Origin of the sequence: Hyphomicrobium sp. LHD-15 (assembly GCF_031157355.1) — a bacterium.
In the GTDB taxonomy this organism is placed as follows: Bacteria; Pseudomonadota; Alphaproteobacteria; order Rhizobiales; family Hyphomicrobiaceae; genus Hyphomicrobium_C.
On the sequence record NZ_JAVIFT010000008.1, the window covers coordinates 101,365 to 115,385 of the forward strand.

The 14,021-nt window shown below is 63.5% G+C and carries 11 protein-coding genes; 5 read left to right on the forward strand and 6 right to left on the reverse strand.

Annotated features, from left to right (window positions below):
* Positions 1-33: 33 nt before the first annotated feature.
* Together RCO24_RS18575 and tpiA are read right to left on the reverse strand one after the other, a co-directional pair.
* The gene (locus tag RCO24_RS18575) at positions 34-504 is read right to left on the reverse strand and encodes a hypothetical protein (protein WP_308964179.1); all 471 of its coding nucleotides are present in this window, start codon (positions 502-504) and stop codon (positions 34-36) included.
* Positions 505-731: 227 nt separating this feature from the next.
* Complete coding sequence (gene tpiA, locus RCO24_RS18580; RefSeq protein WP_308964180.1) at positions 732-1,499, reverse strand: triose-phosphate isomerase; 768 nt, start codon at positions 1,497-1,499, stop codon at positions 732-734.
* 278 nt (positions 1,500-1,777) lie between these two features.
* Here tpiA and RCO24_RS18585 point away from each other — a divergent pair, with 278 nt between their 5' ends.
* The 3 genes from RCO24_RS18585 (at position 1,778) to RCO24_RS18595 (ending at position 5,929) form a co-directional block, all read left to right on the forward strand.
* Complete coding sequence (locus RCO24_RS18585) at positions 1,778-3,682, forward strand: SurA N-terminal domain-containing protein (protein WP_308964181.1); 1,905 nt, start codon at positions 1,778-1,780, stop codon at positions 3,680-3,682.
* A gap of 17 nt (positions 3,683-3,699) precedes the next feature.
* Positions 3,700-5,250: an anthranilate synthase component I gene (gene trpE / locus RCO24_RS18590; RefSeq protein ID WP_308964182.1), complete on the forward strand. Its 1,551-nt coding sequence runs from the start codon at positions 3,700-3,702 to the stop codon at positions 5,248-5,250.
* Positions 5,251-5,479: 229 nt separating this feature from the next.
* Complete coding sequence (locus tag RCO24_RS18595) at positions 5,480-5,929, forward strand: DUF2846 domain-containing protein (RefSeq protein ID WP_308964183.1); 450 nt, start codon at positions 5,480-5,482, stop codon at positions 5,927-5,929.
* Between the two features lie 135 nt (positions 5,930-6,064).
* Here RCO24_RS18595 and RCO24_RS18600 read toward each other — a convergent pair whose 3' ends face one another.
* Positions 6,065-6,529 (reverse strand): hypothetical protein, encoded by a 465-nt coding sequence (locus RCO24_RS18600; RefSeq protein WP_308964184.1) that lies wholly within the window; start codon positions 6,527-6,529, stop codon positions 6,065-6,067.
* A 202-nt stretch (positions 6,530-6,731) separates the two neighbouring features.
* Between RCO24_RS18600 and RCO24_RS18605 the strand changes: the two genes are divergently transcribed.
* Positions 6,732-8,600: a hypothetical protein gene (locus tag RCO24_RS18605; protein ID WP_308964185.1), complete on the forward strand. Its 1,869-nt coding sequence runs from the start codon at positions 6,732-6,734 to the stop codon at positions 8,598-8,600.
* Between the two features lie 80 nt (positions 8,601-8,680).
* Here the strand turns inward: RCO24_RS18605 and RCO24_RS18610 are convergent, their stop codons facing one another.
* From RCO24_RS18610 to RCO24_RS18620, 3 genes are all read right to left on the reverse strand, one after another.
* On the reverse strand, positions 8,681-9,469 hold the full coding sequence (locus RCO24_RS18610) for an inositol monophosphatase family protein (RefSeq protein WP_308964186.1): 789 nt from the start codon (positions 9,467-9,469) through the stop codon (positions 8,681-8,683).
* Between the two features lie 138 nt (positions 9,470-9,607).
* The gene (locus RCO24_RS18615) at positions 9,608-10,603 is read right to left on the reverse strand and encodes a hypothetical protein (RefSeq protein ID WP_308964187.1); all 996 of its coding nucleotides are present in this window, start codon (positions 10,601-10,603) and stop codon (positions 9,608-9,610) included.
* Positions 10,604-10,614: 11 nt separating this feature from the next.
* Positions 10,615-11,271, reverse strand: coding sequence for a thiamine phosphate synthase (locus tag RCO24_RS18620; RefSeq protein WP_308964188.1), 657 nt, complete (start codon positions 11,269-11,271; stop codon positions 10,615-10,617).
* A 440-nt stretch (positions 11,272-11,711) separates the two neighbouring features.
* Between RCO24_RS18620 and RCO24_RS18625 the strand changes: the two genes are divergently transcribed.
* Positions 11,712-13,913, forward strand: coding sequence for a L,D-transpeptidase family protein (locus tag RCO24_RS18625; protein ID WP_308964189.1), 2,202 nt, complete (start codon positions 11,712-11,714; stop codon positions 13,911-13,913).
* Positions 13,914-14,021 lie beyond the last annotated feature (108 nt).

The window sequence follows — 14,021 nt, forward strand, 5'->3', positions numbered from 1 at the left end:
TTTGAGGGTGGTGAGCGCCGCGCATAGCTTTTTTCAGGGGGCTTTTGGGGCGTCGGCGCCCGCATTCTTGTTCTTGCGGACCGGAGGGGGGATCGAGCTGATCTTGCCGGCCCCTGCCTTGTTCGATCCGGTGCCGGCTGCGGTGGCATCGGCATTCAGGACCTGAGGGGGCTTCGGCTGCTCCTTGAGGGCGGGGCGCGCGGTCAGCACCTCGCCGCAACGGAAGCTCAGTTGCTCCTCGACCGTGATCAGACGTTCGATGGCGCCGAGCCGGTCCGGCTGCAGGTTCGATTTAGCCCATTGCGGGCCCTTTTCCTTGTCGGATTTGGCACCAGCGGCGACGAGGCTCTGGTACTCCGACTTCAATGTGGTGCAGGCCTGGGGATCGAGCGGCGCGGCTGCTGCGGGCGAGGCGGCCAGTAAAACGGCTGCCAGGACCGGGAGGCGGTCGACCCGCTTGCCTCTCACTGGGTTCGTCGTTGTTGCCAAACGATAGGCCTTCATGGCGGGCGATCCGGGCTGATGCAACACAGGATGCGGTTTCGTTCGATCTCCTAGAGCCGCGGCTCTAGGTCTTTGTTTGATCGTGCTTCTTATCGGACTGGGTTACTCGCATGGCTCTGCCATGACCAGTCCCCATCCCGGATCATGTCCGGGACAGGCTTTTTCCGGAAGCACGCTAGCCGCGTTTGGCGGATTTGGGAATTCGAATAAGGCGCCAGCCGTGAGCCTCAGCCGTAAGCCCGGATGATAGCGAGAAAGTCGACCGCCTTGAGGCTTGCGCCGCCGACGAGCGCACCGTTGACGTTGGGCAGAGACAGAAGCTCGCGGGCGTTGGTGGGCTTGACGGAGCCGCCGTAGAGAATGCGGATGCCTTTGCCCGCGGGGCCGAAACGGCTCTCCAAATTCTTGCGGATCGCGGCGTGGATCTCGGCGACGTCCTTCGCCTCGGGCGTGAGCCCGGTGCCGATGGCCCAGATCGGCTCATAGGCAACGACGGTGTTGTGCGCGGTTGCCGTATCGGGCAGCGAGGCGGCGAGCTGGCGGTTGACGACATTGAGCGTGAGATCGGCCAGGCGCTCGCCCTTGGTTTCGCCGATGCAGACGATCGCGGTGAGCCCGGCGCGATGGGCGGCTGCGGCCTTGGCTTTGACGATGCGGTCGAGTTCGCCGTGGTCGGCGCGACGCTCGGAATGTCCAACGATCACGGCCGTGGCGCCGGCATCCTTCAGCATTTCCGCGGAGATATCGCCGGTGTGTGCGCCGGAGGCGGCCGCGTGACAATCCTGGCCGCCGACCGCCAACGCCGACCCCTTGCTTGCCGCTGCGAGCTGGGCGACCAACGTCGCGGGCGGGCAGATCATGACGTCGGGGGCGCTTTTCCCAAGGGCGGGAAGGGCGTCGCGGACCTCGGCTGATTCGCCGAGGGCGGCGCTCAAGCCGTTCATTTTCCAGTTTCCGGCAACCAAAGGGCGGATTTCGCTCAAGGTTTCGGTCATTGGCGTGGCAACTCCCCGTCAAAAAATCGTTATGTCCGTTGCGCGCTACCGGCCGCGGCCGGAGATAGCTCCCCCTGCTTAAGAGGCTGACGGCGCTATCGGAACCTTGTTTACCCTCGCGGCCTCACCTCGGCCTTGCATTCACGAGCCGGGTGGGCTTCATATCAGCCCCGTGCGTCCCGTCATGGACGGGATAAACGTTTTCTGCAAGCGGTGGCGGCGGAGCCTGAACGACCCGAGTGCTCGCCGGCACGCATTTAACAGGAAGATCACTTTCTATGCTCGACGCCCTCCGACGCGGCGCCCAAGGCTGGCTGGCCAAGCTCCTCTTCGCCATTCTCATCGTGAGCTTCGGCGTGTTCTGGAACGTGGCCGACGTATTCCGCGGCTTCGGGCGCGGATCGATCGCCAAAGTCGGCGACACGGATGTGACGGTCACCGATTTTCAGCGCGCCTTCCAAAACAAGATGCGTTCTCTGACGCTGCAGGATGGCGGCCGTCTCACGACCGAGCAGGCGCTGATGCTGCGGCTCGACCGGCAGGCGCTCAATGAGCTGATCGCGCAGGCGGCCGTGAAGAGCCACGCCGAGAAGCTCGGGCTTTCGCTTTCCGACGAGACGCTGGCGGAAGGCGTGCGCAACGATCCCAATTTCCATGGCGCGGACGGCAAGTTCTCGAAGCTGGGCTTCGATGGGCTGTTGCGTCAGCTCGGCCTCAGCGAGCAGGGCTTCCTGGCGATCCGGCGCGACGACGAGGTGCGCGGGCAGATCTCGGATGCGCTGTCGTCGGCGGTGGTGGTGCCGAAGCCGGTCGTCGAGGATCTTCACAAATGGCGCGAGGAGACGCGTACGATCGAGCAGGTGCAGATCGATCCGATGAAGGCGGTGGTGCCGGATCCGGACGAGGCGAAGCTCCAGGAGACGTATGAGGCCCAGAAGGCCGACTTCATGACCCCCGAGTATCGCAAGGTTGCGCTTCTCGTGCTTTCGGTCGATGCGCTCAAATCGGACATCAAGCTCACCGACGACGAGCTCAAGTCCTATTACACCGATCACAAGGCGACCTACGACACGGCCGAGCAGCGGCGCATCCAGCAGATCGCCTTCAAGGACAAGGCGGCCGCGGAAGCTGCCCGCAAGGAACTCGTCGAGGGCAAGAAGAACTTCTTCGACGTGGCGAAAGCGGCCGGCGCGACGGAAGCGGACGTGAGCCTTGGCATGATCTCCAAGAGCCAGCTGATCGACCCGAAGATCGCGGATGCGGCCTTCAGCCTCGAGCGCGACAAGATCTCGGACGTGATCGAAGGACGCTTCGCAACCGTGCTCGTGCGTGCGGTCGAGATCGCGCCCGGCAAGGAAAGCACGTTCGAAGAGGTCAAGGAGAAGGTTCGCGACAAGCTCGCGGGCGAGCGCGCCGAAGCGCTGATCCAGGAGAGGTTCGACCTCGTGGAAGAGGGCCGTAATGCCGGCAAGACGCTGAAGGAGATCGGCGAAGAGCAGAAGCTCCGCTTCTTCGATGTCGAAGCCGTCGACCGGGACAACAAAACGCCCGACGGCAAGACCGCGATCGACATCCCCGACGCGGCGATCACGCTCAAGGAAGTGTTCGCAACGCCGGTCGGCACGCAGCCCGAGGCTGTCGAGCTTCCGGGCCCGGCCTTCGCCTGGTTCGACGTGCTTTCGGTGACGGAGCCGAAGCAAAAGCCGTTCGAGGAGGTAAAGGACCAGGTCAAGACGGTCTACATCGACAAGGAGAAGTCGCGGCTCCTGAACGAGCTTGCGCAGAAGTTCGTCGATCGGCTCAAGACCGGTGAAGCGTTCGAGAAGATCGCGGCGGATGCCGGCGGCAAGGCCGAGGTTTCCGAGGGGATCAAGCGCAACCACTCGCCGCCGGGATTGACCACAGAGGCCGTCAAGCAGGCGTTCTCGCTTCCGAAGGAAGGCGCAGGCTACGCCGAGACCAGCGATCGCGGCAGCCGCATCGTGTTCCAGGTCAAGGACATCACCGCTGCGAGCGCTGCTACGAAGGAAGAGGCCGACAAGCTCTCGAAGGAGCTGGCGGAGCAGATCGCCAACGACGATCTGATGGCCTACGTCAATGCGCTCAAGGCGGACCTCAACGTCCAGATCAATGAAGCGGAGCTGGCGCGCGCAACCGGCGCGGCTGCGGGAACGGACCAGTAAACGGGAGGGCCGTTCTCTTGAGCACGCTCTCGCAGAGAACAGCGGAAATCGAGACGTTGCCGTCGCTCGACGCTTTCACGCGGCGCTATCGGGCCGGCGAGCCGCAGGTCGTGTGGACGCGCCTCGTCGCGGATCTCGAGACGCCGGTCTCGGTCTATCTCAAGCTCGCGACGGGGAAGCCGTTCTCGTTTCTGCTCGAGTCGATCGAGGGCGGGGTTTCGCGCGGGCGCTATTCGGTGATCGGGCTCAACCCGGACGTGGTGTGGCGGGCAGCCGGCGAAACGGCGGAAGTAAACCGCGATCCTGTCCGCAAGCCCGACGCGTTCAAGGCTGAAGCAGAGCCTGCGCTCTCGTCCTTGCGCGGGCTGCTTTCCTGCTCGCGGCTGGCGCTGCCGCCGGAATTGCCGCCGATGGCGGCGGGCGTGTTCGGCTACATGGGCTACGATACGGTGCGGCTGATCGAGAAGCTGCCCGATGCCAAAGACAACGAGCTTGGCGTGCCCGATGCCGTTCTGATGCGGCCGACGGTGATCGTGATCTTCGATTCAGTGAAGGACGAGATCAGCATCGTCACGCCGGTGCGCCCGGACGGGAAAACCGAGGCCGACAAAGCCTACAAGGCTGCGATCAAACGGCTCAAGACGACGGTCGAGGCGCTGGATCAGCCGTTGCCGCACAGCGCGGCCGTGGCGTCGAAGAAGCTCGCGCAGCCGGAGCCGCGCTCCAACACGACGGCGCGCGAATACAAGACCATGGTCGAAAAGGCCAAGGAATACATTCGCGCAGGCGACATCTTCCAGGTGGTGCTGTCGCAGCGTTTCTCGGCGCCGTTCGCGCTGCCCCCGTTCGCGCTCTACCGAGCGCTTCGGCGCACCAACCCTTCGCCGTTCCTGTTTCATCTCGATCTGGGCTCGTTTGCCCTCGTCGGATCGAGCCCGGAAATTCTCGTCCGGCTCAGGGACGGTGAGGTCACGATCCGCCCGATCGCGGGTACGGCGCCACGCGGCGCGACGGAAGCTGAGGACAAGGCGCTGGCGGATGCGTTGTTGCGCGATCCCAAGGAGCGCAGCGAGCATCTGATGCTGCTCGATCTCGGGCGCAACGACGTGGGCCGCGTCGCGGAGGTCGGTACGGTTTCGGTGACGGCCAAGTTCGTCATCGAGCGCTACAGCCATGTCATGCACATCGTCTCGAACGTGATCGGCAAGCTTTCGGGCAAGCACGATTCCATCGATGCGCTGATGGCCGGTTTTCCGGCTGGCACCGTCTCGGGCGCGCCCAAGGTGCGCGCGATGGAGATCATCGACGAGCTCGAGAAAGCCAAGCGCGGACCCTATGCGGGCTGCGTCGGTTACTTCACCGCCGATGGCGAGATGGATACCTGCATCGTGCTGCGCACCGCTCTCGTGAAAGACGGCCAGCTCTACGTGCAGGCGGGCGCGGGCATCGTGTTCGACAGCGTTCCTGAAAAAGAGCAGCAGGAATGCATCAACAAGGCCAAGGCGATCGTGCGGGCGGCCGAGGAAGCGGTGCGCTTCGCGGCACGCGGGACCAAGAAGGCGCGCTAGCCAAGCCCTGATGAGACGATCATCGTAGGTAGGCCTCGGCCTGCGGCTGCGCTTGTCGGATCATGGAGCTAACTCTGTCCTGCCTGTTCGGGAATTTTTGGTAGGGATCCACGCGTCCCTGTCCGTCGGTTTATTCCCCGTATTCGTGCGCAAGCGCACTTTCCATCGCGTGATTCCTTCGGCTAAAACGCTTCTGCCGTGAACGCGGATAGGACGTCGGGGGACGGGGATGAAGACGAAAAGCGCGGTGCTTTGCGCCGTAGTTGCACTTGCGGGCTGCGCTTCGTCCGGTCCCACAGGTCGCGAGCTGCTTACCGGTAGCATCAATCCTCAGGTTGCGAGGCTCGTCATCTACCGGACGAACGCAATGGGGCTTGCGGTTCAGCCCGACTACAACGTCGACAACAAAAAGGTCGGCGCAAGCACGCCGAATGGTTTCGTCGTTTGCGAGCTTCCTCCGGGTCCGCATCGGGTCTCGGTTGGAAACTTCGCGCTCAACGTCAACTTGGGTGGCGGCACCGACTCGTGGGAGCTCGACCTCAAGCCCGGCACGACGACCTACATTCAGGCCGAACCGAAATTCGGGCTCACAATTGGCGTCATCACCCTCAATCAAGTGACCGAGGTGCAGGGCCGCAACGAGACTGCGGGGCTCCACAAGCTGGAAAGCAACTGCTGAGGCTAGCCCTCGTCCAACGGTGTATTTCTTGGAGCAAAGCGCGCCGCGCCTAGTTCGTTAGGAGGCCCGAGTGCGGGGCCTCGTTTTAGAGCGGCGCGAGAGGAACAGAACGTCTCGGAGCACCGGCGTTCTTGTTCAGGGCAGTTCGAGGTTGCCTTTCTTTCTGCCGCCATAGAGCGTCGTCGTCAGCTCGTTCGTCTTGTACGTTCCGCCGCCTTTCGCGCCCTTATATTTTCCGGTGCCGCCCGTGTACTCGTACTTGTAGTCCTGGAGGTGAGATCCCTCCTCCCAGGTCAGAGATATCGTGTCTCCGGCTTTAAGATCGACGCTACAGGTTCCGGCGCCCTTCCAGCTTCCGTCAGGCATGTACTCATAGTTTCCCGCGCAGTCCTCGACATAGTTTTTTGCGTTGGAATCGTTGGGAATGACGACGCATCGGCCGGCGTATTCGGCCAGCTTGTGCCCTTTCTCAGGTTCCGTCTCGTTCCACTTGTCGTTCACGCAGGCCATCGTGGCCGCGACGTCAATCGTCTGTCCGGCATTTGCCATACCGTGGCCGAGAACGAGTAACGGCAGGGCAAAGATGATAGATTTGAACATTGCTTTCCTCCTCGGTTTCGACTGTCCGCGAGCGTGGTGCAGCGATGCGGATGCTGGAGGGAGGTCGAACAAGGATTTCGGCGGTATGACCACCCACGGCGGAAACGTGACAGTTCGGGCCGGTCAATCGTAGTATGTTACGGTATGCGACTGCCCCGATGCCGGCGTGAAAGGCCCCGTTCCGGCTCGTTCGGAGTGATGCATGACGGACGCCGCACACAGTGATACCGGCGGGAGGCCGAACGAGTCCGACGAGACGTCCGTTCGCGCGCAACTCGACCGCATCCTCAACAGCGGACCGTTTCACACGTCGAAACGACGGCAGCGGTTTTTAGAATACCTCGTCAACGAAACGCTGGCGGGGCGCGGCGAGAAGCTCAAGGCCTATACCATCGCGTTGGAAGTCTTCGAACGCCCCGCATCGTTCGACCCGCTCGTTGACCCGATCGTGCGCATCGAGGCGGGGCGCCTGCGTGACAAGCTTCGCGAGTACTATGAGGTCGAGGGGCAGGACGATGCTGTTCGCGTCGAACTTCCGAAAGGCAGCTACGCGCCGAAAATCGAGTTCCGACAGGCAGCGAGCTCTGCGCCACAACCTGAGCAGGCGGTCCGGACCACTCCCGATCGACACGTGGAGTTTCTTCAGGCGCGAGCAACACCTGAGGATGAGCAGCAGGCCAAGGATATTTCCCGTTCTAAAACTGGCTGGATGTCGGCGGGAACGGCAACCGTTGCCGTACTGCTGATCGCTGCGGCAAGCTTTCTATGGATGAACGGCTCGTACTTCCGTCCGGCTCTTCCGGAAAAGCCATCGATTGCCGTACTTCCGTTTGAAAACATTGGGGACGATCCCGAGTGGGAGCGGTTTGCGGATGGCGTCACCGAGGACATCATCACAGATCTCTCGCGCTCCAAGGATCTCGTCGTCATCGCTCGAAATTCGACCGAGGTCTACAAGAACAAGCCGATCGATATCCGCCAGATCGGCCGCAACCTCGGTGTGAAATATGCGCTCGAGGGCAGTATCCAGTCGATGGGCGAAAGGATGCGGGTGACGGCACAGCTCATCGAAGCCGCCTCCGGTCGTCACGTCTGGTCCGAGCGTTATGACCGGCCTGCCGATGACCTGTTCGAGGTCCAAAACGATGTTACGCAGCGGATCGTCGCCACGCTCGCCGGCTACGAAGGCGCCGTCGCGGAGGCCGAGCGAAGTCTGCTGAGGCGCAGGCCGCCCGCAAACCTGACCGCTTTCGACACGTACCTGCTCGCCATGGAGGCGAAACACAAGGTGACGAAGGAAGGGCTGATCGAAGCGGAAGGCCTGTTTCACAAAGCGCTCAGGCTCGATCCGCAATTGGCACGCGCGTACGTCGGGCTAGCGACTGTCCAATTCTATTTGATTGATCTCGGTTTGGCGCCCTCTGTCGAGGAGGCGGTGTCAAAGATGAGGGATGCGGCCGATCACGCGGTCAAGCTCGATCCCCACGATGGCCTGACGCACCAGGTTCTTGGCATGGCCTACGGCTATCAAGGAAAGCCGGAGCAATCTCTCGCCGAGTTGAACAGGGCGGAAACGCTCGCGCCTTCCGATGCCGACCTGCTTCTAAGCATCGCCTGGTCTCTTCCGGCGTTTGGTGAATCGGCCCGCGCAGTCAGTTTGGCCGAACGGTCTCTTCGGCTGAATCCTCACTATCCCGACTGGTACAATCAGGGGCTTAGTTTGGTGTTTTTCTTTGGGGGTCAGTACGACCGGTCCGTGAGGTACAGGCTGCTCGTGAAAGAGCCGCTGGCCCTCGACTACGCATTCCTGGCAATGGCCTACGCGTATATGGGTCGTGCTCCGGAAGCAGAAAAAGCCGCGGCCATCGTTGAAAGTCTCGATCGCACGTGGATCGCCGAGAAGTATCTCGGCGAGGCGGGCGGCTTCGCGGATAAGGAGGCTGACGTGTTTGTCAGCGGGGCGAGGAAGGCTGGGCTTCCGGATTGCGTGCCTTCCGACAAGCTGAAGGACTTACCCAATCTCATTCGCGTCAAGTCTTGCGACCAGAAACGTGCTGGGATGGCCGGATAGCCGCGGCACGTCCGCTGCGGCGCGCCCAGCCGATCCGGCTCGATGGCTGTCGATGATCGTTGTTGAGCTTGGAGCCGCGCTTAGTGCGCGAGGAGCGGGAGCAGCGCCTTGGTGATGGACTGGTTGCCGGCGAGCACGTTGCCGCTGTCGAGCGCCTTGTCGCCGCCGTTGACGTCGCTGACGAGACCGCCCGCTTCGCGGACCATCACGATGCCGGCTGCCAGATCCCATGCCTTCAAACCGCGCTCCCAGTAGCCGTCGTAACGGCCGGCCGCAACATACGCGAGGTCGAGGGCGGCCGAACCCGAACGGCGCAAGCCTGCGACTTCCGTCATCACGGCCTTCATCTCGTCCATGAAACGCGGGTGTCCGGGGCGTCCTCGATGAGGAATACCGGTGACGACCACGGCGTCGGCCAGCGATTTGCGGGCGGCCACGCGGAGACGGCGTCTATCGTTCAAGAAGGCGCCTTTGCCCTTCTCGGCGGTGAACAGCTCGTCGCTCGCCGGATTATAGATGACGCCCGCTACCAGCACGCCCTCGCGCTCGAGGCCGATCGAGATCGCGAAATGGGGAATGCCGTGCAGGAAGTTGGTGGTGCCGTCGAGCGGATCGACGATCCAGCGATGGGTTTTGTCGTCGCCTTCGATCTCGCCGCGCTCTTCCATCAGGAAGCCGTAGCCGGGGCGCGCCTTCGAAAGCTCCTTGAAGATGATGTCCTCGGCCTTGTGGTCGGCGGCCGAGACGAAGTTGGCGGGGCCTTTGACGGAGACCTGCAGGTTCTCGACCTCGCCGAAATCGCGGGCGAGCGAACGGCCCGCCTTGCGCGCGGCGGCGACCATCACGTTCATCAGGGCTGAGGCTGGCATGATCGGCGCGATCCGAGGTGAGGGGCGGGTTTCTATCGGGGTTCGTTGGCGAGGCTCTGACGGGTTCGGGCCGGAACGTCAACCCTTTTCGCCGCCGATCGCAGCGAGGTGCTTAACGGAAAGCGGGCCAAGCCCCGATCAGGGCATGATCTGCTTTCTTTCGCGCCATTCGGTCGCGGAGGTCTCGGCTTTGGTGCGGTCAGCGTCGGGGAGGGCTGCGACGTAGAGATCGAACTTGTCGTCGACGATGCCGCCGGCCTTGGCAATGTATCGCCATTTGGCGGCCTCGACGGGATCGGCGGCAACGCCCGCGCCTTCGGCATAGACATGCCCGAGCCGGTTCTGGGCGCCGGCGACGCCCTTCTCGGCTGCGGACGTGAGGTAGCTGATGGCCTTGCCCTCGTCGGCCTTGAGACCGCGCCCCTGCAGCAGCATGACGGCATAGTCGTACTCGGCGGCGGTCAGGCCTTGAGCCGCGGCCTTGGAACTCCAGCGGGCGGCTTCGAGAGCATCGTTGGTGACGCCTTTGCCTTCGAGGTAGAGGGCGGCCAGATCATATTGGGCGGCGGCGATGCCTTTCTGGGCCGCGTATTCGATGTGCTTTGCGGCGCGATAGAAATTCTCGGGCTTGCCGGTGCCGCGCAGGAACATCAAACCGAGATTGTAGTTGGCGAGCGCGTCGCCGGTGACCGCAGCCTTCTCGAACATCTCGGCGGCGAGGTTCATATCCTTGGCGACGCCGCGGCCTTCGGCGAGCATCGTCCCGAGCGCGCGCATGGCGGCGATGTCGCCCAGCTCGGCGCCGCGTGCGTACCAACGTGCTGCGGTGCCCTCGTCCTTCGGCACGCCGAGGCCTTCGGCGTAGATGCGGGCAATCAAGGTGTGGGCCTGCGGATCGTCGCGGGTGGCCGCTTGCTCGGCAAGCTCGAGCGCGGTGAGGTAGCGGCCTTGATCGAAGGCGGCGTAGGCGGTGTCCTCGGCGGGAAGAGTTTTCGGCTCGCTTTGCAACGTGGGCGAGGCGGTGTTGAGCGCGCCGGGCAGATAAGGCGCGAGCGAGCCGGTGGCGAATAGCGCGCCGAGAACGCCAACGACCAGGCCGAGAATGCCGAGGATGATGAAATGGCTCGTTTTCACGGTCGTCTTCCTCAGGCGGCGTCGGCGGGCGCCCGCAGGGCAGCGCGCAGGTCCGCGGCCCAAGCCGGGATCGTCGTTGCGCCGGTGGCGTCGTCGGGCAGGCGCACGGCGATGAAATCGGCGCCGGCGCGGGCGAGCTGCGCGACGTCGTCGAGGCGGTTCGCTCCGAAGGCTACGACGGGCACCACGAAGATTTCCGCCCACCACGTGACGAGTTCGGCACGTTCCTCCGCTGTGTCGGTTTCAGCCTCGGCTGCTGGAGGCTCTCCGAATGCGACGTAGTCGGCACCTGCTTCGCCAAGGGCCATGGCGTCGTGGCGCGAGAAACCTGCGTCGGCGCCGACGATGGCCTCGGCTCCGAGCGTTTTGCGGGCGGCGACGTAGGCTTCGTCGATCTCGGGACGCCACGAGAGATGAACACCGTCGGCTCCGATTGCGCGGGCGGTGACGGCGTCGTCGACGAGAAGGGCCGCAACTTTCTTCTGCTGAGCCAGCTCGACGAGCGGGCGGGCGGCGGCCTGATCGATCGTGGTGTCTTGCGGGGCGCCGAGCACGAGCGTCACTGCGCCTGTCGCGTCGAGTGCTTCGCCGATGCGGCGCAGCCATTCGGCGCCTTGCCGTATCTCCGCCAACAGGCACAGGCCTGGTACTGCCGGTTTTTTCGTCATGGGTCTCGGTGGTTGCTTTCGAGGGCGCGAGGGACGCGCGCGTCATCGGATTGGGCGGACTGTTATCTGGGCGAGCGTATCTGGCTCAATTCCGGCGGAAAAGAGACCCGCCCAGTGGAGTGTGTGGGAACCTTGGATAGAATTCCCGTACGTTATATCCGCTATATCGTCATGCTGTCTTTCTCGGTATCGTCGAGCCTCGCGAATCTGGCGTTAAGCAAGGCGCTAGAGGGAGTTAGCCCGCAAGCCCAATCAGTTAGCGGTTTCGCAGCGACGGGTGAACGCAGGGTGGGGGATAAGCCGCCGTTAAGGTTGGCCGTGTCCCTGAGGGCGCAAGGGCATGAAATCGCCATGCTGTGTCCGCACTCCTCGCGGATTGGTGCTGAGGGTTTGCCGAAGATTTACGGGGTGCCGCGTCTCACTTTGACGGAGCTGATTTGATGCTCACGATCGTTTTCCCGCGCTCATCTTTCCTGGGTTTGGCCGCCGGGCTCGCTGCGACGACAGTTATCGCTTCCGGCGCCGGTGCGCAGACAACGGCAGCGGAAACGCCACCGGCGGCGCAGGCGGTTCCCGCTGCTTCTTCCTCGGCCACCTCGTCTCCATCTGCTACGCCGGCCGAAACGTCGGCTTTGCCCAATTCGGGCAGTTCGGCTGAGGCTCCAAAGAATTCCGAAGCCGGTGCCGTGGCCAACGCCGTGGCACCTTCGGCTCCTGCGGCGGCGCCTTCCTCTCCTAGCGCTGCGCCTACTACGCCAGCCGCAACGCCGGCTCCCGCTGCCGCAAGCGAAGCGCCAGCCAGTGCGCCGGCAGCGCCCGCTGCTGCCGCGCCATCCTCCACAACTCCGGCTGCCGCAACGGCTGCTCCTGCGGCGCCCGCGCCTGCAACCCAGGCTGCAACGCCACCACCAGCTCCGCCCGCCGTCGATCCGATCACTCTTGCCACGCGCACGTGGCTCGGCACATCCGCCAACACCGGCAAGGTCGCCAAGGATGACGTAGCCGCTGCGGTCGCGTTCTATGAGGCACGCACCGAGGGGCCGCTGTGGATCGAAGGCAGCGGCTTCAATGCCAAGGCCAAGAGCGCAATCGCTGAAGTGAAGAAGGCCGAGGATTGGGGACTTTCCGCATCGGCGTTCGATTTGCCCTCTCTTGCCGAATCCTCCCCTTCGACCGACGCGCTTGCAGCGGCCGAAGGCAAGCTGACGCTCGAGCTTCTCAAGTATGCGCGGTTTGCGAAGGGCGGGCGGATCAATCCGCAGTCGATCAGCCGCATCAACGACGTGACGCCTCCAATCAAAGATCCCAAGGTCGTGCTCACGGATTTGGCTGGGACGGCTTCTCCGGATGCTTATCTACGTGGGCTTCAGCCGACGCATCCGCAGTTCCTGCAGCTGCAGAAGGCCTTGCTCAAGGCGCGCGGCCCGGCCGAGCCCGAAGTCGAAATCGATCCGGCGCTGAAGGTGCTGGTGCCCTCTACGAAGGCAACGCTGAAGAAAGGCGCGGATGCGCCTGAGGTCGCGCTGCTCCGCCAGCGTCTCAAGGTTCCGGCTGAGGCCGGCGCCAAGGAGACGCTGTTCGACGACAAGCTCGAGCTGGCGCTCAAGGCCTATCAGGTCGAGCGTGGGCTCACGGCCAATGGCCAGCTTTCGAAGGCCACGCGCACGGCGCTCAACAAGGAGGTCGATGCGCACCGCAAGCCCGATCCCGAGCGCGGCACGCAGCTCATCGTGATCAACATGGAGCGCTGGCGGTGGATGCCGGATAGCCTCGGCAGCACCTACGTGTGGAACAACATTCCCGAATATACGACGCGCACCATCAAGAACGGCGAGGTGATCTTCAAGGAGCGGATCATCGTCGGTCTGCCGCAGTGGGCGACGCCGGTGTTCTCCGAGACCATGAAGACGGTCGTGTTCAATCCGTCGTGGGGCATGCCGGACGGCATCAAGACCCGCGAGCTGGCGCCGCGGCTGCGCTCGGCCGGCGGCGGCTTCCTGTTCTTCGGCGGCGGCGGCGGCGGAAACATCATTCGTGCCTACGGGCTCGACGTCTATCGCGGGGGTCGGAAGATCGATCCCGACAGCGTCGACTGGACCACGGCAGATGTTCGCAACTACAGCTTCATACAGCCATCGGGCGGCAAGAACCCGCTCGGAACCGTGAAGTTCCTGTTCCCGAACAAGCACGACGTCTACATGCACGACACCATCGAGCGCTCTCTGTTCGAGCAGCCGAACCGGGCGCTGTCGCATGGGTGCATCCGCGTGCGCAATCCGAGGCAGTTCGCGGAGATCATGATCGCGGAAGGCAACGGTCTCAGCGCCGATCAGGCTTCCGCCATCGCGTCCGGCGGCGGCGACGTGAAGCTCAAGAATCCGATCCCCGTCCACATGACCTACTTCACCGCGGTGGCGGACGAGAACGGACACGTTTCCACGTTCGGCGATCTTTACGGATACGATGGCCGGTTGTCGGCAGCGCTTACCGGCAAGACGCTGCGCCTCGAGCCTGCGGTCGAGATGTCGTCTTCCGATCAGGGGACGGCGCCAGCGAGCAATGCGCAGGCGGCGAAAAAGAAGAAGTACAAGGCTGGTCCCGACAACCTGGCGGATGCCATTGCCGGCTTCTGGATGAACTGAGCCTTTCGGTTCGAAGCTATTCAATCTTGCGCGCCGGATCGAAAGGTCCGGCGCGTTTCGTTTTGAGTGGCGCATTGGCGAATGAAAAGGCGTGCGCGAGCATAAGCG

Coding starts and splice junctions, on each gene's coding strand:
- RCO24_RS18575 (WP_308964179.1), bottom strand. CDS start 504: ATGAAGGCCTATCGTTTGGCAACAACGACGAACCCAGTGAGAGGCAAG.
- RCO24_RS18600 (WP_308964184.1), bottom strand. CDS start 6,529: ATGTTCAAATCTATCATCTTTGCCCTGCCGTTACTCGTTCTCGGCCAC.
- RCO24_RS18625 (WP_308964189.1), top strand. CDS start 11,712: ATGCTCACGATCGTTTTCCCGCGCTCATCTTTCCTGGGTTTGGCCGCC.
- RCO24_RS18620 (WP_308964188.1), bottom strand. CDS start 11,271: ATGACGAAAAAACCGGCAGTACCAGGCCTGTGCCTGTTGGCGGAGATA.
- tpiA (WP_308964180.1), bottom strand. CDS start 1,499: ATGACCGAAACCTTGAGCGAAATCCGCCCTTTGGTTGCCGGAAACTGG.
- RCO24_RS18595 (WP_308964183.1), top strand. CDS start 5,480: ATGAAGACGAAAAGCGCGGTGCTTTGCGCCGTAGTTGCACTTGCGGGC.
- RCO24_RS18610 (WP_308964186.1), bottom strand. CDS start 9,469: ATGCCAGCCTCAGCCCTGATGAACGTGATGGTCGCCGCCGCGCGCAAG.
- RCO24_RS18585 (WP_308964181.1), top strand. CDS start 1,778: ATGCTCGACGCCCTCCGACGCGGCGCCCAAGGCTGGCTGGCCAAGCTC.
- RCO24_RS18605 (WP_308964185.1), top strand. CDS start 6,732: ATGACGGACGCCGCACACAGTGATACCGGCGGGAGGCCGAACGAGTCC.